Source organism: Desulfolutivibrio sulfodismutans DSM 3696 (assembly GCF_013376455.1).
Classification (GTDB): Bacteria; Desulfobacterota; Desulfovibrionia; order Desulfovibrionales; family Desulfovibrionaceae; genus Desulfolutivibrio; species Desulfolutivibrio sulfodismutans.
The window spans coordinates 4,298,645-4,322,041 of sequence record NZ_CP045504.1 but is presented as its reverse complement, the minus strand read 5'-3'; the positions used below and the strand labels follow the sequence as shown (position 1 = coordinate 4,322,041).

Below are 23,397 nucleotides of genomic sequence, written 5' to 3'. Positions count from 1 at the left end.
AATGGCGGCCTGCGCGTCGTCCGAACGCCGGACTTTCGCCTCAACCGTTTCTGGGATATACGGAGTGCAGTGGAAACAGTCCCGCCAGCCGCAGGCGGGATCAAGGAGGTCAGACATGGGCGACAAGGATCAATTCGGCGTCAGTCTGGAAGACCAGTTGGCCAAGTGGAAGGCCAAGATCGACGAAAGCAAGGCCGAGGCGGAGAAAAAGGGTCCGGCGTTTTTCGACCGGTACGCCGCCGACCTGGAAAAGATGCTCGGCAAATACGAAAAGGCCCGCTACAGGCTCACCCTCCTGCGCAAGGGCGGTTCCGACGCCCTACACGACCTCAAGGAAGGCTTCGAAGGCGCCTTTGCGGAACTCAAAACCGCCGTAACCAAGGCCCTGGATAAATTTTAGGGGGGCCTTCGGCGACCAGGGGGGAACCTTTTTTGAAAAAAAGGTTCCCCCCTGGACCCCTCTCCAAAAAACTTCGGCGCGCTTCGCGTGCGTTAGCCGCCCAGGTAGGCTTTTTTGACCATGGGGTCGTGGCGCAGTTCCTCGGAGGAGCCCTGGGCCACGATCTCGCCGGTATCGAGGACGTAGCCCCGGTGGGCGAAATCCAGGGCCACCTTGGCGTTTTGTTCGACGAGCAGGATGGTCATGCCCTCTTCGTTGAGCTTTTTAAGCGTCCGAAACATCTCGTACATGAGTAGCGGCGCCAGTCCCATGGACGGTTCGTCGAGCAGGATGAAGTCGCAGCCGGTCATAAGCGCCCGGCCCACGGCCAACATCTGCTGTTCGCCGCCGGACAGGGACTCGCTGCGCTGTTTGCGCCGTTCGGACAGGCGCGGGAACAGGGTGAACACCCGGTCCAGATCCTTGGCCCTGGCCTCGGGGCTGTCCGTACGGGCGTAGGTGGCCAGGTTCAGGTTTTCCATGACCGTGAGGTTGCCGAAAATGCGGCGGCCTTCCGGGGCCAGGTCCATGTGCAGCTTGCGCACCACGTCGTGGGTCTCGACGGAAAGCAGGCTCTGGCCGTCGTAACGGATATCGCCCTGGGTGACCTTGGGGGCCTCGGGGGGCGGCAGGCGCATGACGGTCAGAAGCGTGGTGGTCTTGCCCGCGCCGTTGGCCCCGATGAGCGTGACGATCTCCCCGCGGTTCACATGAAAGGTGATGCCGTGCAGGGCCTCGATGTTGCCGTATTTGACGTGCAGATTCTCGACGGAAAGAAGCATGCTGTGGTCCCGTGGCGCGCCGTCAGGCAATGCGGCGCGTTTTCCAGCTTGAGTGATGGAGGCAAAGTTCCCGGCCAGGCAGCCGCCCACCCGGGAGCGGCGCGTCCGGTCGCGTCTGGCCACGTCCGGCCGCATGCGGCGACCGCTTCAGGCGCGCGACCTGAAGTCACGGCCAACCTCATGCCAAGCGACGCTAGATGGCGTCGTCTCCCAGATAGGCCTTGATGACCACGGGGTTTTCCCGAATCTCCTTGGGCGTGCCCTCGGCGATGGTGGCCCCGAAATCGATGACCTTGATCCAGGTGCACAGGCTCATGACCACGTCCATCTGGTGCTCGATCATCCAGATGGACAGCTTGAATTCCTTGTGAATCCAGGCGATGAGCTTGATTAAGCCCTCAACGTCCGAGGAGTTGAGTCCGGCGGCGGGCTCGTCGAGCATGAGCAGATCGGGTTTGGTGGACAGGGCCCGGGCGATCTCCACCCGGCGCTGGATGCCGTAGGGCAGGTTGCCCGGCAGCTCATCGGCGAATTGGGCCAGATCCAGGGCTTCGAGGATCTCCATGGCCCAGGCGCGCATCTCGGTTTCGCGCCGCAGGTAGCGATTGGAGCGCAAAAAGCAATCCCAGAGGCTGTAGCCCAGATGATAATACTGGGACACCAGGATGTTGTCCAAAACGGACATGTCGAACCACAGCCGGATGTTCTGGAAGGTCCGGGCGATGCCCAGGCCCGTGACCTTGTGGGGCTTAAGTCCCCGGGTGTTTTTGCCCTTGAAGACGATGTCGCCGCGCGAGGGCTGGTAGAATCCGCTGATCAGGTTGAAGACCGTGGTCTTTCCCGCGCCGTTGGGGCCGATAAGCCCCATGAGTTCGCCGCCCGCAAAGGTGACGCTGAAATCGGTGACCGCGCACAGGCCGCCGAAGTACTGGGTCATGTCCTTGACTTCCAAAAGCGCCACGAGCCCTACCCCTTCAGTCTGTAGAATTTTTTCAAGCCGGGGAAGATGTTGGCCAACTCGCGGTTGCCCATGATTCCCTCGGGACGAAACTGCATGAGAAGCACCAAAAGAAGCGGGATGACGATCCACTTGATGATCTGCAAGGGCCGAAGCGCCTCCATGAGCAGGGTGATCAGGATGGCCGAGAGCACCGAGCCCGACAGCGACCCCATGCCCCCCAGATAGACCATGACCATGACCTCGGTGGATTTGAGGATGGTGAACGATCCAGGGTTCACGTAGCCCAACACGTGGGCGAACAGCGCCCCGGCGATGCCCGCCAGCCCGCAGGAGACCATAAACGCCGTCATCTTCACCTGGTTGGTGTTCACGCTCATGATCTCGGCCGCGATCTCGTCCTGGCACACGGCGTTGACCCCGTTGCCCAGGGTGGAGAAGATGAAGCGGCGGATGAGCCAGACGGAGAACACCGTGCCCAGAAAGACCCAGATGATCATCCAGGGCAGTTCGGCCGTGGTGTTCATGGCGGCGGTGACCTTGCTCATGCCCATGAAACCCCTGGCCCCGCCGATGGCGTTGATGTTCTCGATGGTGCTTTTGACGATGTAGGCGGCGGCGATGGTGATGATGGCCAGATAGTCGCCCCGGGTGCGAAACGACGGCACGGCGACCAGAAGGCCCACCAGCGAGGCGGCCACCCCGCCCGCGACCAGGATGAAGGGAAACAGGAACACGGCCAGGTGCGGAGGCAAAAGGGCCTCGCCGAACACGGAGCCCTCGGCGAAGAGCAGAACGGACAAGACCGAGGACACGTAGGCCCCCACGGCCATGAATCCGGCGTGGCCGCAGGAGAACTCGCCCATGTTGCCGTTGATGATGTTTAGGCTCGACGACAGGATGATGTTGATGCCCATGAACATGAGGACCGACTGCCAATAGACGTTCATGGCCCCGGTCATGGACACGAACACGAGCACCGCCAGAAGCAGGGCGAGGAGCGCGGGAATGGTATACTGTTTCATCGTTACCCGGCCAAAAGGCTAAATCTTGGTCCGTCGCGCCACGCCGAAGAGTCCGGTGGGCTTGACCGACAAAATGAGGAGCAAAATGGTGAACGCGATGAGGTCACGCAGGGTGGAGGGAAAAAAGGCCACCACCATGATCTCCACGAACCCCAGCAAAAAGCCTCCGGCAAAGGCCCCCCGAATGGAGCCGATGCCGCCCACCACGGCCGCAATAAACGCCTTCCAGCCGATAAGCGCCCCCATGTAGGGGTCGAGCACCGGATAGGTCACGGCGAACAAAAGCCCGGCCAGCCCCGCGAACCCGGAACCCAGGACGAAGGTGAAGACGATGACGCTGTCGGCCGGGATGCCCATGAGCGGCACGGCGAACCGGTCGTAGGAGATGGCCCGCATGGCCATGCCGATCTTGGTCTTGACCACCACGAAGCGCAGGAAGAAAAAGGCCAGGACGGCCACCAGGATGACGCCCAGTTTGACGTTGGTGATGTTGACCCCGGCGATGTTGTAGACCGTCGTGGGAATGAGCGTGGGGAAACTGCGGCGGCTGGCGCCCAGAAGCGCCAGGTTGGCGTGCTCCAGGATAAGCCCGCACATGAGCGCGGTGATGACCACGTAGAGCCGGTTGACGCCCTTGCGGCGAAGCGGCCGATAGGCCACCCGCTCCAGGGTGACGCCCACCACGGCGGTGAGCATCATGGTCAGCGGCACGGCCAGGGCCAGGACCAGCCAGCCGGGCATGCCGGGAATGATCCCGAACTTGCCCAGAAAAAGCATGCACACGTAAAAGGCGATGTACGCCCCGACCATGAAGATGTCGCCGTGGGCGAAGTTGATCAGGAGCAGTACGCCGTAGACGAGACAGTAGCCCAGGGCGATGAGGGAATAAAAGCTCCCCCACTGCAGGGCATTGAAGATATTTTGGATAAACGATTGAAGCAACGGCCTGCCCCCCCGGCGATGGGATAAACGTCACGCCCCGGCCCGGGAAACGGAATCCCGGGCCAGGAAAGTGACATGGTGAGTTAGTTCGGGCACACCGACTTGTAGAAGCCGAACTTGCCCGCGTCGTCGATCTTGACCACCACGGCGCACTTGACCGGGTCGTGATCGCCCTCGGGATTAAAGGACATCTGGCCGGTGATGCCGTCGAAGTCCTTGGTGGAGGTCATGGCCTTGCGCAGGGCGTCGCGGTCCTTCTCCATGTCGCCGGTGATGGGGCCCATGCGCTTGACGCCGTCGAGCATCAGGTTGATGGAGTCCCAGGTCAGGGCGGCCACGTCGTCGGGGGTCTTGTTGTAGAGCTTGGTGTACTCGTCGATGAATTCCTTGGTCTTGCCCTTGGCGCCGGCGGCGGCGTAGTGGGTGACGAAGAAAAGGCCCTTGCAGTCGTCGCCGCACAGGCCCATCAGGTCGCCGCTGCCCCAGGAGTCGCTGCCCAGGACCGGCTTGTTGAAGCCCATGGACTTGGCCTGCTTCACGATCAGCGGCACTTCATTGTAATACTGCGGGGTGAACAGCACGTCCGCGCCGGACTTGGCGATGTTGGTCAACTGGGCGGAGAAATCCACGTCCTTGGTGGTGAAGGTCTCAAAGGCCACCACGGAGCCGGGGCCGTTGATCTTCTCGAAGGCGGCCTTGAAATCCTCAGCCAGGCCCTTGGGATAGTCGCTGGCGATGTCGTAGATCACGGCAGCCTTTTTCGCGCCGAACTCCTCGGTGGCGAACTTGGCGGCCACGGGGCCCTGGAAGGTGTCCAAAAAGCAGCCCCGGAAGACGAAGGGACGGCCCTTGGTGGTGTTGGGGTTGGTGGACCAGGGGGAGATCATGGGGGCCTTCAGCTCGTTGGACGCCTCGCCAGCGGGAACGGCCTGCTTGCTGGACTGGGGTCCGATGATGCCCAGAACCTTGTCCTGGGTGATGAGCTTGCGGGCGGCGGACAGGGCCGACTCGGCCTTGGACTCGTTGTCCTCATACACGAATTCCAGGGTGTACTTCTTGCCGCCGATGTCGAGGCCGCCAGCGTCATTGATCTTTTTCTTGAGCATCTCGGCCGAATTTTTGGACGACTCGCCCACATCCGGGATGTCGCCGGTCATGGGGATGTTGAACCCGAGTTTGATGCTGTCGGCGGCAAACGCGGGCAATGCCGTCAGAAGGACCAGCGCCAGGGCGCCAAGCAGGGACTTTTTCATGCAAACCTCCTGTTCTCGCTTCATTTCAAAGAGTTAACAACTCCGCACCGAGACCAGCCTATACCCTAACTTCCCTTGGAAGGAAATCCCTCGTTCGGCACAAAAAACAAATTTGTAAAATCCAGGCCGCCTTTTCGTGGTTTGGGCGTCTACCGGCCAGGCATGGGTGAAGATGCCCCCCATGCCCGGCCGGTATGCGTTTTGTCTAGGCCAGGCCCAGAACCTTCTCAACCGTGGTCGAGGGCATGCCGAAGGCCTCGCCCACGGCCCCATAGGTCAGTTCGCCCAGATAGGTGTTCAGGCCCAGGGCCAGGGAGCGGTCCTCGTGCAGGGCCTCCACGCCCTTTTGGGCCAGCTTCATGGCATAGGGCAGGGTCTGGTTGCACAGGGCGTAGGTGGAGGTGCGCGGCACCGCACCCGGCATGTTGGCCACGCCGTAATGCACCACGCCGTCCACCAGATAGGTGGGGGCGGCATGGGTGGTGGCCTTGATGGTCTCCACGCACCCGCCCTGGTCCACGGCCACGTCCACGATGACCGAGCCTTCCTTCATGGTCCCGATCATGTCCCGGGTCACCAGACGGGGGGCCTTGGCCCCGGTGATGAGCACCGCGCCGATGAGCAGGTCGGCGTAGGTCACGGCCTTGCGGATGTTGGGCTCGTTGGAGGACACGGTGACGATGCGGCCCTGGTAGATGTCGTCGAGATACTGCAGGCGGGAATGGTTGACGTCGAGCACGGTGACCTGCGCGCCCATGCCCATGGCGATCTTGGCCGCGTTGGTGCCCACCACGCCCGCGCCGAGGATGACCACCGAGGCCTGGGGCACGCCGGGCACGCCGCCCAGCAGAAGTCCCCGGCCGCCTTCGGATTTCTCCAGATGATGCGCGCCCACCTGGGGGGCCATGCGTCCGGCCACTTCGCTCATGGGCAGAAGCAGCGGCAGCCCGCCGCCGGGCAACTGCACGGTCTCATAGGCGATGCCGATGGTCCCGGACTTGAGCAGCACCTCGGTCAGGGGCTTGTCCGCAGCCAGATGCAGATAGGTGAAAAGAAGCAGGCCCTTGCGCAGATATTGGTATTCCGCCGCAATGGGTTCCTTGACCTTGATGACCATTTCCGCGCCCCAGGCCCCGGCGGCGTCGGTCAGTTTGGCCCCGGCGGCCGCATACTGTTCGTCGGGAAGCCCGCTGCCCTTGCCCGCGCCGGACTCCACCAACACGGTGTGTCCACGCCGGGTCAAGGTTTCCACCGCGCCCGGGGTCATGGACACCCGGCTCTCCAAAGTCTTGATTTCTTTAGGAATTCCAATAATCATCATCTTCTCCAAGGCATATTGAATAAAAGGATTGATCGGAATACGCCGCCGCGACGTTTTTTAAAAACCACCACTGTCACTCACGGGGTGTCGGACTTTTATGACAACCCCACAGGAAAGACAACCCAAAAGGAGGCCGCAGAAGCCCGGGAATCCGCGTCCGGAGTGACTTTTGGAATCATGTCCCAGTCTCGACACATGAAATTATCCGCGCCGTCCGTCTCCACCTCCCCGGCTCCACCGATGCGACGCCAACCGCTCGGCCTCCGGCGAGCCTTCTCCACAGTCCCTGAACATCTTTCACTTTCTTAATCACTTGGTCGTTTCTTCCCTGTCTTTCCTGCGCAGACGCCCCGCCCGGGCAGCCTTATTCATAAAACATCAGAAAATACAGCTGGATACAAGAATACAACGGTAATTATATATCTGGCATTGATTTTGCTTGGCCGAATCGACGTAACGCAAAACATGCCACGGTTTGAATCTCATGCAAGGAGGGGGGAGAAATGGAACGGCGTCTGCGCAAAACACTTTTTTTCTTGGCGGTCATCGGTCTTGTCCTTTGCATGACCACCGCCTATGTGGCGGCCCAGGAGTTCAAATCCGGAACCGCCTATTTCGAGCCCCGGGGGGGCGTTTACGGCACCTTCGATGATCACGTTGACGTGATCGCCACCTACGGCGGCGCCCTGGGCTATTTCATCGTGGACAACCTGTCCCTTGAGGCCGAGGGCCTGGGCTACTACATCGACCAGCAGAAAATCGACGCCACCACCGTCGGGATGGCCGCCAAAAAAGACGCCGCCACGGCGTTTGGGGGCAGCATGATGGCCCGCTGGCACATGGCCGCCTCGGAGCAGGCATCCTTTTTCGTGGGGGCCGGGGCAGGCGGACTGTGGGCCGACCGCAAGGTGCCCTACCGGGGCATGCAGTACAGCGTCACCGAGCAGGCCGAACTGGGCGCGACCGTCAAGATCACCGACGGCTTCAACATCAAGCTGGCCGGACGCTACCAGCACATCGGAACCTTCGATAAAAACGGCCTGAGCGCCCTGGGCGGCAACCTGGGCCTCAATTTCACGTTTTGACCCGGCCTCGGCCGGTTACAGAAAAAGTCCGGCCGCAGCCATGCGGGTGGACTTTTTTTTTCGCCGAAGGTAGCGTTTCAGTGAACGCCCTGGCGTCTGCCGCACAGCCCGACGCACGATGCGGCGTGGCGGACGAGGGACGGATCATGACAGCCAAGGACAGCGGACCATGAGCAAGATACTGGACCAGGACGAGGTCGATGCGCTGTTGCGCGGTCTCTCCGGGGGCGAAATCGAGGCCGAGTCGGACATCCTGGAGGACGACACCGGGGTGGTGGTCTTCGACCTGTCCAACCAGGATCGCATCATCCGAGGCCGGATGCCGGTCCTTGAGATCATCAACGACCGCTTCGCCCGCCTGGCCTCCAACGCCCTGGCCAACGCCATGCGCAAGCGGGCCGACGTCAATCCCATCTCCATCGACATGTCCAAGTTCGGGGACTTCATGCGTTCCCTGCCCGTACCCACCTCCATCAACATCTTCAAGCTCGATCCCCTGCGCGGCAACGCCATCCTGGTGGTGGATTCGCGGCTGGTGTTCGCCATGGTGGAGAGTTTTTTCGGCGGCGCCGGAAGCCAGCCCAAGATCGAGGGCCGGGACTTCACCCCCATTGAGCAGGCCATCATCAGCAAGGTGGTGCGCATCGCCCTGGAAAACATGGAGGAGTCCTGGGCCCCGGTGCATGAGGTGCATATCGAACTGGTGCGCTCGGAGGTCAACCCCCAGTTTGCGGCCATCGTGCCGCCAAGCGACGTGGTGGTGGTGGTGACCTACGAGGTGGAGCTGGAAAACGCCATCGGGTCGCTGATCGTGTGCCTGCCCTACGCCACCATCGAGCCCATCCGCTCCAAGCTCTACGCCTCGTTCCAGACCGAACGCCTGGAGGTGGACCACGCCTGGATCTCGCGTTTCAAGGAGCGGCTCATGGAGACGCCGGTGGAGATGGTCATCCGCTTCGGGGAGACCCAGATCACCGGCCGCCAGCTTTTGAGCCTGAAACCCGGGGACATTTTGATGCTCAGTAACGACGAGGACGACCTTTTGGCGGCCGATGTCCAGGGCGTGCGCAAGTTCCAGGGCATCCCGGGCCAGGTCAAGTCCAACAAGGCCTTCCAGATCATCAAGGAAGAAGAAATCCGCTACGAATAGGCGCGGGCGGCGGCGGGGCTTCGCCCGGTAAAATCCAATGCCGATTTTTGGCCGCCTGGCTTTCGGCATCCGCATGGCGCGCCAGTTGGCCCGGCATGCGGATCAGGACGGAGACGGCATCCTCGGCCGGGAGCGATCCCGGCTTTTTTGTGGGCGCATGGCCGCATGTCTTACGACACCCCATCCCCCCGGCGCTCCCCCTTTCCTGCAGCCACGCCCGGCACGCTCGCGGCGGCGTTCCCCACGGCCAGGGGGCGGTCGTCCTTGAGCATGACCCCGGTCAGCTCCCGGGTCAGGGCCAGATGCAGCAGATGGTCCAGGGTGGCGGCGGCCTCGGCGTGGGGCAGGCCCTCGGGCCGGACGTTGGAGATGCAGTTGCGCCGCTCGTCGGTATTGCCCACCTTGGGGCCAAACGTCAGGTAGACGCCCAGGCTGTCCGGGGAGGTCAACCCCGGGCGTTCGCCGATGAGGATGACCGTGGTCCTGGCCCGGCACAGTTCGCCGACTTCGTCGGCCACGGCCACCCGGCCGAAACGCACATAGGTTCCCATGGCCAGGCGGTAACCCCGGCTGCGGCAGCGCGGCAAAAATTCCCTCAAAAACGGCACGGCCTGGCGCATCACCGCCGGGGCGGACAGTCCGTCGGCCACCACCAGGGCCAGATCGGGACGATTTGACCCGGCAAGCGCCCCCTCGTGGGCGGCGCGCGCCACCATGGCCGCCGAATCGTTGTCGAGACGGCGTCCCAGGTCCGGCCGCAGCAGGTATTCCCGGCGATCCCCGGCCCGGCTGCGAAGCGACAGGGATGGCAGCCCCGCCTCGGCAAGCTCCTGCAAAAGCCCGGGCACGTCCACGGGCAGATGCACCGCGTCCCGGGCCATGGCGTGGTCGGCCAGAAAGGCCAGATGCGCGGCGGTGGGCAGGCTTACCCCGGTCAGCCCCACGGCCACCCGGGCGGCGGTGAACCGGGTCAGGTCCAGGCTCTGGCCGGACGTTTCCGCCGTCGCGCCCTGGGCGGCGGTTTCGGGCGCAGGGGCGGACGTCTTCGCGGCGCTGTCCAAGGGCGAATCAGCGCAGGTCATGGGGCAACTCCAGCAAAGGGTGTCCGGGACCGACGCCCCGGGGCCGCCCCTGGTCGTCGAAAAGGCCCATGGCCGCAAGCCAGACCGCAAACTCCGGCGCGGGCGAAAGCCCCAGCACCCGGCGAAGGTACAGGGCGTCATGGAACGAGGTGCTCTGGTAATTGAGCATGATGTCGTCGGCCCCGGGCACGCCGATGACGAAGGCGCATCCGGCCACGCCAAGCAGGGTCAACAGCACGTCCATGTCGTCCTGGTCGGCCTCGGCGTGGTTGGTGTAGCACACGTCCGCCCCCATGGGCAGGCCCAGAAGCTTGCCGCAAAAGACGTCCTCAAGCCCGGCCCGGATGATCTGCCTGCCGTCGTAGAGGTATTCCGGCCCGATGAACCCCACCACGGTGTTCACCAAAAGGGGTGAAAACGCCCGGGCCACGCCGTAAGCCCGGGCCTCCAGGGTCTGCTGGTCCACGCCGTGATGCGCCCCGGCGGACAGGGCCGAACCCTGGCCGGTCTCGAAATACATGACATTTTGGCCCACGGTCCCCCGATGAAGCGACAGGGCCGCGTCCCGGGCCTCGGCCAAAAGGGCCAAGTTCACCCCGAAACTGCTGTTGACGGCCTCGGTGCCGCCGATGGACTGGAAGACCAGATCCACCGGAGCGCCCTGGCGCACCAGTTCCAGGGTGGTCGTAACATGGGTCAGTACGCAGCTTTGGGCGGGGATGGCGTAGCGCTGCCGCAATTCGTCGAGCATGTGCAAAAGGCGCAGCACGTTGGCCGGGCTGTCCGTGGCGGGATTGATGCCGATGCAGGCGTCGCCGCTGCCCAGGGCCAGGCCGTCGATGGCTGAGGCCAGGATTCCCGTGGGGTCGTCCGTGGGATGGTTGGGCTGGAGGCGGGTGGCTATCCGGCCAGGCAGGCCGATGGTGGTGCGAAAGGCGGTCACATTGCGGATTTTGGCGGCCGCCAGGATCAGATCCTGGTTGCGCATGATCTTGGACACGGCCGCGGCCATCTCCGGGGTCAGGCCAGGGGCCAGGGCGGCAAGACTCGCGGCGTCGGCGGCCTCGGACAACAGCCAGTCCCGAAACTGCCCCACGCTCATCCCGGACACCGGGGCAAACGCGGCCCGGTCATGGGTCTCAAGGATCAGCCGGGTGATCTCGTCGATCTCGGGGGGAATCAGCGGATGCTCCAAAAAGTCGGAAAGCGGCGTGTCGGCCAGGACGAACCGGGCCGCCACGCGCTCGGCCTCGGTTTCGGCGGCAAGCCCGGCCAGGGCGTCCCCCGAGCGATGCGGCGTGGCCTTGGCCAAAAGCCCGGCCAGGTCCGGAAAACGGTAGCTTACCCCGCCAATAGTGCATGTCCTCATGAAAAACCTCGTGCGGACTATTTCACGGTCACGGAAACCTTGTCCGGGCGGGCCTCCAGAAGTTCGCACCCCTGGGGCATCTTGACCTGATAGGGCATGTCGCGCCGCCCCACCTCGGTCCCGGGCTTGACGTCCACCCGGGCCTCGACCAGATCCTCGAACCCCTTGTCGTTTAAAAGCTGCACCGGTCCCTTGATGCGCAGCGTCACGGTCTTTTGGCCGATCTCCACCCGTTCCGGAGGGAAGGCCCGCACCGGCACCCGCACCGTGGCCTCGCCCAGGCGCGGGGCGAAATGCAGGGTGACCATGGCCGAAAGCGGCGAGGCCTCCAGCCCTTCGGGAATAGCCAGGCCGACCCGCTCCTCGACCACGGCCCCGCTGGCGGGGCCAAAGGTCAGGGGGTTGGTGCGGATGTCCTCAATGGCGGAAACGGCCTTTTCCGCCCCCGTGACCCGGGCTGTCTCGGGCCGCACCCGGGTTCCGGCCAGGACATAGCCTTCGGGCACGGGCGAGCCGAGCACGGGCTTGATCGGGATATCCCGGGACACCCGGCGCTCCACGTCGAGTTCGATGCGCGAAGGGCGAATCTCCACCACGTCGAAGACCTTGGAGATGGGGATGTTGACCGGGTCCAGCCCGACCATGTTCTTGCCCGGGGTGATGCCGCTCAAATTCAGGGGATAGACCAACTGGCTTTCCTCAATCTTGCGCACCATGCCGCGCGGGCCGCGCACCAGCACCTCCACGGAGCCGAGCATGCCGCCCTTGATGAACAGCCCGTCGGGCATGCCGGTCATCTCCACCTTCATGGGCACCCAACTGTCCACCTTCTCCCGTCCCGTGACCAGGTACCAGCAAAAGACGGCCAACACGAAGGCCAAAAGGAGCTGCTGCCAGTTGGATTTCATATCCGCCGTCCCCACACGTCCCACAATTTTTCCTTGAGGGCCGCCTCGTCCAGGCAGGACACGATCTCGCCGTTTTCGGCCAAAGACACCACCCCGCGCTCCTCGGAAACCACCACGGCCAGGGCGTCGGACTCCTCGGTGATGCCCAGGGCCGCCCGGTGCCGGGTGCCGTAGTCCGAATCGAGCCCCGCCACCGCGGCCAGGGGAAGAATGCATCCGGCGGCGGCGATGCGGTCGCGGCTGATGACCACGGCCCCGTCATGCAGGGGGGTGCCGACGTAGAAAATGGACAACAAAAGCTCCTTGCTGACTGTGGCTGACAACTCCACGCCCCGCTGGACCACGTCGCCCAAAAGGATGTCCCGCTCAATGACGATGAGCGCCCCGGTCCGGGACTTGGCCATGCGAAAGACCGCCAGCACCACCTCGCGCACCAGGGTTTCGGCCATCTCGGAGCGCCGGGTCCGTTTCCAGAACAGCCCCGTGCCCATGGTGGACAGGGCGCGCCGGATGTCGGCCTGGAACAGGATGATGACCACCAGGAAGATGGAGCCCAGGAAGTTGGTGAGAAGCCAGTGCAGGGTGTTCAGGCCGAATTCGCCGGAGACGTAATAGATGATGATGATCAGTAAAAAGCCGTGGACGATGGACACGGCCCGGGTGCCTTTGACCAGCAGCATGCCCCGGTAGAAGATAAAGGTCACGATGGCGATGTCCAAAAGCTCCCGCCATGTGAAATGCAGGTTTTCCCACCACTGGAGAACGTTCACGGCGCACCCCTTCCGGCCCCGTCGGCGCAGGCGCGGTGAAAAAAAAGCTCCCGGGCCAGGGCCAGGCCCTGCCTGGCCGCCGTCACGTCATGCACCCGGTGGACATGCGCCCCCCGCACCCCGCACAGCGCCGTGGCGGTCATGGTCACCGGGCCGCGCGCCGACACGTCCAGCCCGAAAAGCCCCTGGAAAAGGGACTTGTTGGAAAGCCCCAGATAGATCGGCCGCCCCAGGGCGGCAAAACGCGGCAGGCCGCGCAAAAGCTCCAGATTGTGCGTGGCCAGCTTGCCGAAGCCGATGCCCGGGTCCAGGGCCACATGCTCCTCGGGAAGTCCGGCGGCGACAAGGCGGGCCAGCCCGCGTTCGAAAAAGGCCAGCACCTCGTCCACCACGTCGTCGTAGGCCGGGGCCGCCTGCATGGTCTTGGGCGTCCCCTGGCTGTGCATGAGCACGTATCCCGGCCGGTACTGGACCAAAACGTCCACCAGCCCGGGGTCCACGGAACACGCCGACACGTCGTTGACGATCGCCGCCCCGGCCTCAAGGCAGGCGGCGGCGCAGGCGGCCCGGGTGGTGTCCACGGACACCAGGGGCCGGGTCGACGACGGCGGGAAAAGACCCTGGGCGCAGGCCGGGTCGACGGCAAAGGCCGGGTCCGCAACGGCCCGGACCAGCTCCCGAACCACCGGAACCACCCGGGCCAGCTCCACCGCCTCGGGAACGGGATCGCTCCCGGGCCGGGTGGACTCGCCGCCCACGTCCACCAGATCCGCGCCGTCGCGGGCCAGTTGGAGACCATGGGCCACGGCGGCCTCGCAGGTGGCGTGGACGCCGCCGTCGTAAAAGGAATCCGGGGTGACGTTGACGATGCCCGCCACCAAAAACGGGTCTGGCGCAAGGGCGCGCCCCCCTTGCGGGCCGCCCAGACGCCACACGGAGCCCGGGCCAAAGCGTGAGACGGCGGCCGATTCATCGGCCGCCGCCGTTTCAGGGCTGCGCTGGGCGGGGGCCCCGGGATGCCGGGAGGCCGGGCCGGATGCGCCAGGGGCCATCACGGCAAAGCCCGGGGCGGCCTCACGAGGGATCGCGGGGTTTTGCAGCATCGTTTCCGGCATCGCCTGTGGCCTCGTCCCCCGGTTCCAGGGAAAATTCCTCCGTCTCCGAACCGGCCTTGGAACCGGCCTCGGAAGCGGCTTTGGAAGCGGGCGCGGCCTGGGGCGCGGCAGCGCCCGGAGCGGGCTGACCGGCGGCCGAACCGGACTGGCCGTTTTTGGGAGCCGGATTGTCCTGGGGCGGCAGGGGCTCGCCACGCATGATCAGGTCGATGTCCGCCCCGGAGATGGTCTCGCGTTCGAGCAGGGCCGCCGCGATGGCGTGCAGCACCTCCAGGTTTTCCGTCAAGATGGCCTGAGCGCGACTGTAGGCGTCCTCCACGATCTTTCTGACCTCGGCGTCGATGCGCCGGGAGGTCTCGTCGCTGAAGTTTTTGTGATGCACCAAGTCCTTGCCCAAAAAGATCTCGTCGTCGCGTTCGCCGTAGGACAGGGGTCCAAGCTCCTTGCTCATGCCCCACTTGCACACCATCTTGCGGGCCATGTTGGTGGCCCGTTCGATGTCGTTGCCGGCCCCGGTGGTGAGCTGGTTGAGCACCAGCTCCTCGGCCACCCGGCCGCCCATGAGCACGCACAGGGTCTTGTCCAGGTGGTCCTTGGAATAATTGTGGCGGTCGTCCGTGGGCAATTGCATGGTGACGCCCAGGGCCATGCCGCGCGGGATGATGGACACCTTGTGGATGGGGTCGGTGCCGGGCAGCACCCGGGCCACCAGGGCGTGTCCGGCCTCATGGTAGGCCGTGGTCCGCTTCTCCTCGTCGGAGAGGATGAGGCTGCGGCGCTCCTTGCCCATGAGCACCTTGTCCTTGGCGTGCTCGAAATCCTCCATGGCCACGTGGTCCTTGCCCACCTTGGCGGCCTGAAGCGCGGCCTCGTTGACCAGGTTCTCCAGGTCCGCGCCGGAGAAGCCCGGCGTCCCCCGGGCCAGAACCTCCAGATCCACGCCGGAATTGAGCGGCGTTTTGCGGGTGTGGACCTCAAGGATGCGCTTTCTGCCGCGCACGTCCGGGGTGGGAACCACCACCTGGCGGTCGAAACGCCCGGGGCGCAAAAGGGCCGGGTCCAGGACGTCGGGGCGGTTGGTGGCGGCGATGAGGATGACCCCCTCGTTGGACTCGAAGCCGTCCATCTCCACCAAAAGCTGGTTCAAGGTCTGTTCGCGTTCGTCGTGCCCGCCGCCCAGGCCTGCCCCGCGCTGGCGGCCCACGGCGTCGATTTCGTCGATGAAGATGAGACAGGGGGCGCTTTTTTTGCCCTGCAGGAACAGGTCGCGCACCCGGGCCGCGCCCACGCCCACGAACATCTCCACAAAGTCGGAACCGGAAATGGAGAAAAACGGCACCCCGGCCTCACCGGCCACGGCCCGGGCCAGAAGCGTCTTGCCCGTGCCCGGAGAGCCCACCAGGAGCACGCCCTTGGGGATGCGCCCGCCCAGGCGGGTGAACCGTTTGGGATCGGACAAAAACTGCACCACCTCGGACAGCTCTTCCTTGGCCTCGTCCACCCCGGCCACGTCGTCGAAGGTGATCTTGGTCGATTCCTGGGAGATCATCCGGGCCCGGGACCGCCCGAAGGACATGGCCCTCCCGCTGCCGTTTTGCATCTGGCGCATGAAAAAGATCCACACCCCGACCAGAAGCAGCATGGGGAACCAGGAGATCAAAAGTGTCATGTACCAGGGCGATTCCTCCTCGGGCTCGGCCATGACCTGCACCTTGTTCTGCATGAGCATGCCCACCATACCCGGATCCTCGGGGGTGTAGGTCATGAACTTGCTGCCGTCGGAGGTCACGCCGCTGATCTTGCGGCCCTGAATCTTGACCGAAACCACCTCGCCGGCCGTCACCTTCTGAACGAACTCGGAATAGGAGAACTTGGCGCTGGGCGACTGGGGCTGGTTGAAAAGATTGAACAGGACGACCATGACCAGGGAGATGGCCGCCCAAAGCATGATGTTTTTCGCGAAACTATTCAAACCGTGATCCTCCAGGGGATTTCATGATCCGGGGTTGGGCAAGCAATTCGGATGCCGCGTAGAGCATTTTTCAGCGTATCACGGGCGGGACAGGTCTGTCCACGCGCAAAAACCAAGCCTTTGCCCCCTGTCCGCCGCCGCGACACCAGGGCATCGTACGGGAAATAATTCCGCATTGCCGGTTCGGCAACCGCCTTCACCGCTTCTTTCGCGGGAAAGGGCACATTCCCTCCCCGCCCTGCCCCTCAGACAGGTGTTTCCCGATCCGGAAGCTCGCCGCGCCGGACAAAATCCTACATTTTTGTCAGCCAAAGCCCTACAGAATTGTAGCCGCACCCTCGGCCCGGCGTGGTCGAAATCCGGCCATAATATCAACTAACTCATTGTTATTTTTCGGTTTCACAAGGGAACGAAGGCCTTGGCACGTCTCTTGCCCCAAAGGCGCATCACTCACACCGCGACGGGAGGTACTCCAATGCGCAAGATAGCGATTTACGGCAAGGGCGGCATCGGCAAATCCACCACCACACAGAACACGGTGGCCGGACTGGCCGAAATGGGCAAAAAGGTCATGGTTGTGGGTTGCGACCCCAAGGCCGACTCCACCCGCCTGCTCCTGCACGGTTTGGCCCAGAAGTCGGTCCTCGACTCCCTGCGCGAGGAAGGCGAGGACGTGGAGCTCGACGACATCCTCAAGGAAGGCTTCGGCGGCATCATGTGCACCGAGTCCGGCGGTCCCGAGCCCGGCGTCGGCTGTGCGGGCCGGGGCATCATCACCTCCATCAACATGCTCGAGCAGCTCGGGGCCTACGAGGAAGACAAAAAGCTCGACTACGCCTTCTACGACGTCCTGGGCGACGTGGTGTGCGGCGGATTCGCCATGCCGATTCGCGACGGCAAGGCCGAGGAAATCTACATCGTCTGTTCCGGCGAGATGATGGCCATGTACGCCGCCAACAACATCTGCAAGGGCATCGTGAAATACGCCGACACCGGCGGCGTGCGCCTGGGCGGCATCATCTGCAACAGCCGCAAGGTCGACAACGAAAAAGAGATGATCGAGGAACTGTGCCGCCAGTTGGGCACCCAGATGATCCACTTCATGCCCCGCGACAACATGGTGCAGAAGGCCGAAATCCACCGCAAGACGGTCATCGACTACGACCCGACCCACCCCCAGGCCGACGAATACCGCGCCCTGGCCAAAAAGATCGACCAGAACGAGATGTTCGTCATCCCCAAACCCCTGGAAATCAACAAGCTGGAAAAGATGCTCATCGACTTCGGCATCGCCAACTAGGGACGCCTGACTCCGGACAGCGGCTTTCTTTGAAAACACGGATTGACCTCCCTCGTGATCGCGGCGGGGGGCGCGGCGAAAGGCCCGCTCCCCGCGACCATCCACCAGGGAAGACGCCCCTTCGTCGCCGACTGCGGCGCAGGGACGAAAAGCGCGGCGGGAATTTCGACCATATTTACGATGGAAACGAAGACGGCCGGAGCCTTTTTCCGGCCCCGCGCGACCAGGCTTGCGGCAAAATTCACAAAATGCCGCGCGGGACACGGCCCCCACAGGGCCGCAACGGAAACCGACAAGGAGACATCACATGCTGACCATGGTGAGAGCCATCGTGCGCCCCGAGAAAATCGACGACGTCCTTTCCGCCCTCATGGACGCCGGATTCCCGGCCGTGACCAAGTTCAACGTGGCCGGGCGCGGCAAGCAGCGCGGCATCAAGATCGGGGAGATCCACTACGACGAGATCCCCAAAGTCATGCTCATCTGCGTGGTGAAGGACGACGACAAGGACTACGTGATCAAGACCATCATGGAGAGCGCCCGCACCGGCAAGCAGGGCTCCTTCGGCGACGGCAAGATCTTCGTCAGCCCCGTGGAGGAGATGTACACCATATCTTCCGGCACGAAGGAATCCTAAGGAGACGGTCATGAAGGAAGTCATGGCGATCATCCGCATGAACAAGATGAATCAGACCAAAAAGGCCCTGGCCGACGCGGGCCTTCCGGCCTTCGTGGCCCTGGAGTGCCTGGGACGGGGACGCGGCCTGATCAATCAGGAAGTCCTTAAAGGCGCGGCCGAGGGCAACGAGGAGGCCATCGCCCTTCTTGGAACAAAGGGACGCCTGTATCCCAAACGCATCGTCACCGTGGTGGTCCCCGACGCCGACGTGCAAAAAGTCGTGGACACCATCATCGGCGTGAACAAGTCCGGCCGGGCCGGCGACGGCAAGATCATGGTCATGCCCATCGGCGATTCGGTCCGGGTGCGCACGGGCGAGGCCGGCGAGGCCGCCGTTTCCTGATGCGCCGCGCCGCCAGCGCCCACGGCCAGACCGGTTAAGGACATACAGACCAACGAGGTTATAAAGATGAGCACGACTCCCAAAAACCTGGAAGAGCTTAAAAAAGAGCTCTTGGACAAGATGCCCACCAAGGTCGCCCGCAAGCGCGACAAGGCCATCGTCCCAGGGGCCGAGTCCGGCGAGACCATCCCCGTCATCCAGGCCAACGTCCGCACCATCCCCGGCATCCTCACCCAGCGCGGCTGCACCTACGCCGGCTGCAAGGGCGTGGTTCTGGGGCCCACCCGGGACATCGTCAACCTGACCCACGGCCCCATCGGCTGCGGATACTATTCCTGGCTCACCCGCCGCAACCAGACCGACGCGGGCGAGGATGGCGACAACTACATCCCCTACTGCCTCTCCACGGACATGACCGAAAACGACATCGTGTTCGGCGGCGAAAAGAAGCTGCGCGCGGCCATAAAAGAGGCCTACGACAACTTCAAGCCCAAGAGCATCTCGGTTTTCGCCACCTGTCCCGTGGGGCTCATCGGCGACGACATCCACGCCGTGACCCGCCAGATGCAGGAGGAACTGGGCATCACCGTGTTCGCCAACTCCTGCGAAGGCTACAAGGGCGTCTCCCAGTCCGCCGGGCACCACATCGCCAACAACCAGATCTTTCGACACGTCATCGGCACGGACGACACCCCGGTCGAGGGCAAGTACAAGATCAACCTGCTTGGCGAATACAACATCGGCGGCGACGCCTTCGAGATCGAGCGTATCTTCGAGAAGTGCGGCATCACGCTTCTGGCCACCTTCTCGGGCAACTCCACCATCACCCAGTTCCGCCAGGCCCACCACGCCGACTTGAACACCGTCATGTGCCACCGCTCGCTCAACTACGTGGCCGAGATGATGGAGACCAAGTTCGGCATCCCCTGGATAAAGATCAACTTCATCGGGGCCGAGGCCACGGCCAAATCGCTTCGGCGCATCGCGGCCTACTTCGAAGATCCCGAGCTCATGGCCCGGGTGGAGCAGGTCATCGCCGAGGAAATGCCTGCCGTGAAGGCCGCTGCGGCCGAAGTCCTGCCCCGCACCACGGGCAAGACGGCCATGCTGTTCGTGGGCGGCTCCCGGGCCCACCACTACCAGGATCTGTTCCGCGAGATCGGCATGGAGACCCTGGCCGCCGGATACGAATTCGCCCACCGCGACGACTACGAAGGCCGCCATGTGCTGTCCACCATCAAGGTGGACGCCGATTCGCGCAACATCGAAGAGCTTGAGATCGAGCCCGATCCGGTGCGCTACAATCCCCGCAAGACCCCGGAACAGATCAAGGCCCTTGAGGACCAGGGCGTGCGCTTCAAGGTTTACGAAGGCCTGATCGGCGAGATGAAAAAAGAGGCCCTGATCATCGACGACATCAACCAGTACGAGACGCACAAGATCATTGAGCTCATGAAGCCGGACATCTTCTGCGCGGGCATCAAGGAAAAGTACATCATCCAGAAGATGGGCGTGCCGCTCAAGCAGTTGCACAACTACGACATGGGCGGCCCCTATGCCGGATTCGTCGGCGCCGTCAACTGGTACCACGAGATCGACCGTCTGGTGAACACCAAGGTCTGGAGCCTGATCAAGGCCCCCTGGAACGACAACGGCCCCGAACTCGAAGCCGCCTACGTGGCCGACTAGGACACCACAAAACCCCGATCACGAGGGAGACATTATGGCCCTTCTCAGACACACCACCCCGGAGATCAAGGAGCGTTCGGCGCTCACCGTCAATCCGGCCAAGACCTGCCAGCCCATCGGGGCCATGTACGCCGCCCTGGGCGTGCGCAGCTGCATGCCGCACAGCCACGGGTCGCAGGGGTGCTGCGCCTACCACCGCTCCACCCTGACCCGGCACTACAAAGAGCCCATCGTGGCCGGCACCAGCTCGTTCACCGAAGGCTCCTCGGTCTTCGGCGGCCAGTCCAACCTGCTCCAGGCCATCGAAAACATCTTCACCCTGTACGAGCCCAACGTCATCGCCGTGCACACCACCTGCCTGTCCGAGACCATCGGCGACGATCTGCGCCAGATCTCGCAAAAGGCCAAGGACGACGGCAAGGTGCCCGACGGCAAGCACATCATCTACTGCAACACCCCGAGCTACGTCGGCACCCATGTCACGGGCTACGCCAACATGGTCAAGGGCATCCTCAAGGGCTTCGCCAAAAAGACCGGCGCGCCAAACGGCAAGGTGAACATCATCCCCGGGTTCTGCGAACCCTCGGACATGGCTGAGATCCGTCGCCTGTGCGGCATGCTCGGCGTCGAGATCGTCATGGTCCCGGACACCGACGGGGTGGTCAACGGTCCCCTGACCGGAACCTACGAGATGTTCCCCAACTACGGGACCACCCCCGAAGAGGTGGGAACCATGGGCGACGCCGCAGGCTCCATCGGGCTGGGACGCTGGGCCACGGCCGAGGCGGTGAACTACCTGGACGCCGAATTCAAGGTGCCGGGCAAGATCCTCGACCTGCCCATCGGCCTCCAGGCCACGGACCGCTTCGTGGACGCCCTGCGCAAAATGGCCGGGGTCGCGGTTCCCACGGCCGTGGATTTCGAGCGCGGCCAGGTGGTGGACGCCATCTCCGACTACATCCAGTACCTGCACGGCAAGAAGGTGGCCCTGGCCGGCGACCCCGACCAGCTCCTGCCCATGGTGGAGATGCTCCTGACCCTGGGCATGATCCCGGCCTATGTGGTGACGGGCACCGGCGGCAAGCTCTTCGAAGAGCGCATGAACGCCCTGCTCAAAGACGTGCCCTACCCCTGCAAGTTCAAAAACGGCGAGCAGGCGGACATGTACCTCTTGCACCAGTGGATCAAAACGGAGTCCGTGGACCTTTTGATCGGCAACACCTACATGAAATACATCGCCCGGGACGAGGACATTCCGCTGATCCGCCACGGCTTCCCGATCCTGGACCGCATGGGGCACCAGTACTTCCCCACCGTGGGCTACAAGGGGGCGCTTAGGATGATCGAAAAGATCACCGGGGCCATCATGGACCGCATGGATCGCGACTGCCCCGAGACGAAGTTCGAACTGCAAATGTAACGACCAACCGGGGAGGGGGGAGGCCCCCTCCCCTTTTCGCGCTTGTCGCGAGATGGAGAACGCCACGCATGGAGAAGCCGAAACATCTCATTTTGTGCTGCGCCAGCTTCCGGATGAAGGGCGAACCCAAGGGCATCTGCCACAAGAAGGGTTCGCATTCGCTTCTGGGATATATGGAAGAAGGGGTGCTGGACCGGGATATCGACGCCCGGGTGATCAGCACCGGCTGCATGAAGCAGTGTGAGGACGGCCCGGTGGTCATCGTGATGCCCGAAAACTATTGGTACAAGGGCATCGACAGCGAGGACGCCGTGGATGAGATCCTGGACGCGCTGGAGGGCGGCGAGGCCGCCGAAGAGCGTCTGTTCACCTAACGACACCCCTCCGCAATTGGGCCATTGCCCAACCCCCGCCCCGTTGGAACGCCGCGCCGACGGGGCGGCTTTTTTGGGGGCCATAGCAGAGGCAGAGGCCGCCGATGCGCCGCCCCACGCCGAGAATCCCTTGACATCCTACGCGCCTTTGCCCAAGAAGAAACCATGACGCTTTTATTCGACGATACCAAAAAGCTGGAAAAGACACTCGGTGAAGAGGCGGCACGCGCCGTCATCGACGCCATCAACGGTGTTGACGCCAGAACCCTTCACGATCTGCGGGCCGAAGTTGCGACCAAGACCGACCTGGCGGAAGTCAAAATCGAAATCGCCAAGCTCGACGGCAAGATCGACAAGCTGGCCATGCAGGTAAAACTGCTCATCATCCTGGCGCTCGTGGCCATCGCCATGTTCAGTCCGAATCTGGCCGAACTGGTGCGCGTGGCGAAATAGCAGCGACTTTGAACGCATCAAAGGCCCCTCGGGACATATCCCGGGGGGCCTTTTCGTTTGTGCCGCTGGCGGTGGTCGTCCCGCTGGATTTCGTTTCTCAAAAAAATACTATTCGCTCTGTCAGTCTTTCACTCGTGCAATGACGTATTGCAGGATGAAATCAATACGGCCGACTTGGAACAAGATTTTGTTTTTCAATGTGTTCAGTGGGCAACTGGCTGTCCAGATTGGCCGCACGCACTACTTTCCGATGCGAAACGCAAAAGGCTTCGTATCTATCAATCCTTCACCGTTGCCACTAAAACCAGAGGCGACAAAGTTAAAAGAGCCCAACCGACCATCTTCGCAGACAACCGTTCCGTTTCCTTGGTTATCGTCCGTGTTGATGTATTCGCCCTGGCAGGTCACGCCCTGGTTCGTCGTGAGGGTTAATATGCCTCCGCCGCTGAAGTACGCCGTGGCCTTTCCGGTGAACGTCTCCGGAGTATTATGTATTTCGCCCTCGACGGAGAGATTTATGGACAGTTTTGCGTAAGCTTGCGCTGTATATATAAAACCTACAAACACAACAACAACGAACAGCGAACAAAAATACGGAAACAAAAGACTTCTGTGTGACTGCTTCATACGTTCCTCGACATTCTACGTAGCTGACAATTCATCACGGGCATGCACGTCGCCTGGCATATGATTTACACAATCAGCGCAAAGTGATCCAGCACTTTCGCAAAGAGACGATACTCTTTCATCTACAACAGTGAACGGTTCCTGGCGCACGAAGTGACGGCAAAAAACGTCCAACTTTTTTTGGCAAGTGCCCTTACGCCTGGAGAAGCATGATGGCGCGAAAAGAAAAAACATTTCAGCGGCATATTTGAATTCGGCATCGCTTTGACAGTTTCTTTGCTTGCACCAGGAAAGAGTATGCGATTGTTTGCCATTTTGCAATGATTGACACGGATGGCGAC

At 62.8% G+C, this 23,397-nt stretch carries 23 protein-coding genes; 10 read left to right on the top strand and 13 right to left on the bottom strand.

Annotation, left to right across the window (positions count from 1 at the left end; all coding sequences use genetic code 11):
- Positions 1 to 115 precede the first annotated feature (115 nt).
- Positions 116 to 400, top strand: coding sequence for a sll1863 family stress response protein (locus GD606_RS19740; protein WP_163302527.1), 285 nt, complete (start codon positions 116 to 118; stop codon positions 398 to 400).
- A gap of 92 nt (positions 401 to 492) precedes the next feature.
- On the opposite strand, the gene GD606_RS19735 is transcribed toward GD606_RS19740, so the two are convergent.
- From GD606_RS19735 to ald, 6 genes are all read right to left on the bottom strand, one after another.
- Positions 493 to 1,221, bottom strand: coding sequence for an ABC transporter ATP-binding protein (locus GD606_RS19735; RefSeq protein ID WP_163302663.1), 729 nt, complete (start codon positions 1,219 to 1,221; stop codon positions 493 to 495).
- A gap of 193 nt (positions 1,222 to 1,414) precedes the next feature.
- Positions 1,415 to 2,182: an ABC transporter ATP-binding protein gene (locus tag GD606_RS19730; RefSeq protein WP_163302660.1), complete on the bottom strand. Its 768-nt coding sequence runs from the start codon at positions 2,180 to 2,182 to the stop codon at positions 1,415 to 1,417.
- A 5-nt stretch (positions 2,183 to 2,187) separates the two neighbouring features.
- A complete protein-coding gene (locus tag GD606_RS19725; RefSeq protein ID WP_163302659.1) occupies positions 2,188 to 3,204 on the bottom strand; it encodes a branched-chain amino acid ABC transporter permease in 1,017 nt (338 codons plus the stop codon).
- 18 nt (positions 3,205 to 3,222) lie between these two features.
- The gene (locus GD606_RS19720) at positions 3,223 to 4,146 is read right to left on the bottom strand and encodes a branched-chain amino acid ABC transporter permease (RefSeq protein WP_163302658.1); all 924 of its coding nucleotides are present in this window, start codon (positions 4,144 to 4,146) and stop codon (positions 3,223 to 3,225) included.
- 83 nt (positions 4,147 to 4,229) lie between these two features.
- Positions 4,230 to 5,399: an ABC transporter substrate-binding protein gene (locus GD606_RS19715; protein WP_163302657.1), complete on the bottom strand. Its 1,170-nt coding sequence runs from the start codon at positions 5,397 to 5,399 to the stop codon at positions 4,230 to 4,232.
- 205 nt (positions 5,400 to 5,604) lie between these two features.
- Complete coding sequence (gene ald / locus GD606_RS19710; protein ID WP_163302662.1) at positions 5,605 to 6,717, bottom strand: alanine dehydrogenase; 1,113 nt, start codon at positions 6,715 to 6,717, stop codon at positions 5,605 to 5,607.
- 506 nt (positions 6,718 to 7,223) lie between these two features.
- Here ald and GD606_RS19705 point away from each other — a divergent pair.
- Both GD606_RS19705 and fliM read left to right on the top strand, forming a co-directional pair.
- A complete protein-coding gene (locus GD606_RS19705) occupies positions 7,224 to 7,805 on the top strand; it encodes a putative outer membrane beta-barrel protein (protein WP_163302656.1) in 582 nt (193 codons plus the stop codon).
- 169 nt (positions 7,806 to 7,974) lie between these two features.
- Positions 7,975 to 8,955, top strand: a complete 981-nt coding sequence (gene fliM / locus GD606_RS19700) for a flagellar motor switch protein FliM (protein ID WP_163302655.1) — start codon at positions 7,975 to 7,977, stop codon at positions 8,953 to 8,955.
- Positions 8,956 to 9,125: 170 nt separating this feature from the next.
- On the opposite strand, the gene eutC is transcribed toward fliM, so the two are convergent.
- From eutC to ftsH, 6 genes are read right to left on the bottom strand one after another with little or no spacing between them, the layout of a single operon-like run.
- Entirely contained in the window at positions 9,126 to 10,037 is a 912-nt protein-coding gene (eutC, locus tag GD606_RS19695) for an ethanolamine ammonia-lyase subunit EutC (protein ID WP_163302654.1), read from the bottom strand.
- Complete coding sequence (locus tag GD606_RS19690; protein WP_163302653.1) at positions 10,024 to 11,406, bottom strand: ethanolamine ammonia-lyase subunit EutB; 1,383 nt, start codon at positions 11,404 to 11,406, stop codon at positions 10,024 to 10,026. Before GD606_RS19690 ends, eutC begins: the two co-directional genes overlap by 14 nt.
- 17 nt (positions 11,407 to 11,423) lie before the next feature.
- On the bottom strand, positions 11,424 to 12,314 hold the full coding sequence (locus GD606_RS19685; protein ID WP_163302652.1) for a CdaR family protein: 891 nt from the start codon (positions 12,312 to 12,314) through the stop codon (positions 11,424 to 11,426).
- Entirely contained in the window at positions 12,311 to 13,084 is a 774-nt protein-coding gene (gene cdaA / locus GD606_RS19680; protein WP_163302651.1) for a diadenylate cyclase CdaA, read from the bottom strand. Before cdaA ends, GD606_RS19685 begins: the two co-directional genes overlap by 4 nt.
- Positions 13,081 to 14,199 (bottom strand): dihydropteroate synthase, encoded by a 1,119-nt coding sequence (gene folP, locus GD606_RS19675; RefSeq protein ID WP_246298906.1) that lies wholly within the window; start codon positions 14,197 to 14,199, stop codon positions 13,081 to 13,083. Before folP ends, cdaA begins: the two co-directional genes overlap by 4 nt.
- A complete protein-coding gene (gene ftsH, locus GD606_RS19670; RefSeq protein WP_163302650.1) occupies positions 14,159 to 16,171 on the bottom strand; it encodes an ATP-dependent zinc metalloprotease FtsH in 2,013 nt (670 codons plus the stop codon). The genes folP and ftsH overlap by 41 nt, the downstream gene beginning before the upstream one ends.
- A gap of 475 nt (positions 16,172 to 16,646) precedes the next feature.
- On the opposite strand from ftsH, the gene nifH reads away from it, so the two are divergent.
- The 7 genes from nifH to GD606_RS19635 all read left to right on the top strand — a co-directional run bounded on the left by nifH (position 16,647) and on the right by GD606_RS19635 (position 22,429).
- A complete protein-coding gene (gene nifH / locus GD606_RS19665; protein WP_163302649.1) occupies positions 16,647 to 17,471 on the top strand; it encodes a nitrogenase iron protein in 825 nt (274 codons plus the stop codon).
- 307 nt (positions 17,472 to 17,778) lie between these two features.
- Positions 17,779 to 18,108, top strand: a complete 330-nt coding sequence (locus GD606_RS19660; protein WP_163302648.1) for a P-II family nitrogen regulator — start codon at positions 17,779 to 17,781, stop codon at positions 18,106 to 18,108.
- Between the two features lie 10 nt (positions 18,109 to 18,118).
- On the top strand, positions 18,119 to 18,493 hold the full coding sequence (locus GD606_RS19655) for a P-II family nitrogen regulator (RefSeq protein WP_163302647.1): 375 nt from the start codon (positions 18,119 to 18,121) through the stop codon (positions 18,491 to 18,493).
- Between the two features lie 66 nt (positions 18,494 to 18,559).
- Positions 18,560 to 20,182, top strand: coding sequence for a nitrogenase molybdenum-iron protein alpha chain (nifD, locus tag GD606_RS19650; protein ID WP_163302646.1), 1,623 nt, complete (start codon positions 18,560 to 18,562; stop codon positions 20,180 to 20,182).
- Positions 20,183 to 20,216: 34 nt separating this feature from the next.
- Complete coding sequence (gene nifK, locus GD606_RS19645) at positions 20,217 to 21,602, top strand: nitrogenase molybdenum-iron protein subunit beta (protein WP_163302645.1); 1,386 nt, start codon at positions 20,217 to 20,219, stop codon at positions 21,600 to 21,602.
- Between the two features lie 68 nt (positions 21,603 to 21,670).
- Positions 21,671 to 21,976 (top strand): (2Fe-2S) ferredoxin domain-containing protein, encoded by a 306-nt coding sequence (locus tag GD606_RS19640; RefSeq protein ID WP_163302644.1) that lies wholly within the window; start codon positions 21,671 to 21,673, stop codon positions 21,974 to 21,976.
- A 165-nt stretch (positions 21,977 to 22,141) separates the two neighbouring features.
- The gene (locus GD606_RS19635; RefSeq protein ID WP_163302643.1) at positions 22,142 to 22,429 is read left to right on the top strand and encodes a hypothetical protein; all 288 of its coding nucleotides are present in this window, start codon (positions 22,142 to 22,144) and stop codon (positions 22,427 to 22,429) included.
- 240 nt (positions 22,430 to 22,669) lie between these two features.
- Here GD606_RS19635 and GD606_RS19630 read toward each other — a convergent pair whose 3' ends face one another.
- A complete protein-coding gene (locus GD606_RS19630) occupies positions 22,670 to 23,056 on the bottom strand; it encodes a hypothetical protein (RefSeq protein ID WP_163302642.1) in 387 nt (128 codons plus the stop codon).
- Positions 23,057 to 23,397: the final 341 nt, after the last annotated feature.

Coding starts and splice junctions, on each gene's coding strand:
- GD606_RS19715 (WP_163302657.1), bottom strand. CDS start 5,399: ATGAAAAAGTCCCTGCTTGGCGCCCTGGCGCTGGTCCTTCTGACGGCA.
- GD606_RS19690 (WP_163302653.1), bottom strand. CDS start 11,406: ATGAGGACATGCACTATTGGCGGGGTAAGCTACCGTTTTCCGGACCTG.
- GD606_RS19640 (WP_163302644.1), top strand. CDS start 21,671: ATGGAGAAGCCGAAACATCTCATTTTGTGCTGCGCCAGCTTCCGGATG.
- fliM (WP_163302655.1), top strand. CDS start 7,975: ATGAGCAAGATACTGGACCAGGACGAGGTCGATGCGCTGTTGCGCGGT.
- GD606_RS19705 (WP_163302656.1), top strand. CDS start 7,224: ATGGAACGGCGTCTGCGCAAAACACTTTTTTTCTTGGCGGTCATCGGT.
- nifK (WP_163302645.1), top strand. CDS start 20,217: ATGGCCCTTCTCAGACACACCACCCCGGAGATCAAGGAGCGTTCGGCG.
- GD606_RS19635 (WP_163302643.1), top strand. CDS start 22,142: ATGACGCTTTTATTCGACGATACCAAAAAGCTGGAAAAGACACTCGGT.
- GD606_RS19655 (WP_163302647.1), top strand. CDS start 18,119: ATGAAGGAAGTCATGGCGATCATCCGCATGAACAAGATGAATCAGACC.
- GD606_RS19735 (WP_163302663.1), bottom strand. CDS start 1,221: ATGCTTCTTTCCGTCGAGAATCTGCACGTCAAATACGGCAACATCGAG.
- GD606_RS19725 (WP_163302659.1), bottom strand. CDS start 3,204: ATGAAACAGTATACCATTCCCGCGCTCCTCGCCCTGCTTCTGGCGGTG.
- folP (WP_246298906.1), bottom strand. CDS start 14,199: ATGCCGGAAACGATGCTGCAAAACCCCGCGATCCCTCGTGAGGCCGCC.
- GD606_RS19685 (WP_163302652.1), bottom strand. CDS start 12,314: ATGAAATCCAACTGGCAGCAGCTCCTTTTGGCCTTCGTGTTGGCCGTC.
- ald (WP_163302662.1), bottom strand. CDS start 6,717: ATGATTATTGGAATTCCTAAAGAAATCAAGACTTTGGAGAGCCGGGTG.
- nifH (WP_163302649.1), top strand. CDS start 16,647: ATGCGCAAGATAGCGATTTACGGCAAGGGCGGCATCGGCAAATCCACC.
- eutC (WP_163302654.1), bottom strand. CDS start 10,037: ATGACCTGCGCTGATTCGCCCTTGGACAGCGCCGCGAAGACGTCCGCC.
- GD606_RS19660 (WP_163302648.1), top strand. CDS start 17,779: ATGCTGACCATGGTGAGAGCCATCGTGCGCCCCGAGAAAATCGACGAC.
- GD606_RS19740 (WP_163302527.1), top strand. CDS start 116: ATGGGCGACAAGGATCAATTCGGCGTCAGTCTGGAAGACCAGTTGGCC.
- GD606_RS19630 (WP_163302642.1), bottom strand. CDS start 23,056: ATGAAGCAGTCACACAGAAGTCTTTTGTTTCCGTATTTTTGTTCGCTG.
- nifD (WP_163302646.1), top strand. CDS start 18,560: ATGAGCACGACTCCCAAAAACCTGGAAGAGCTTAAAAAAGAGCTCTTG.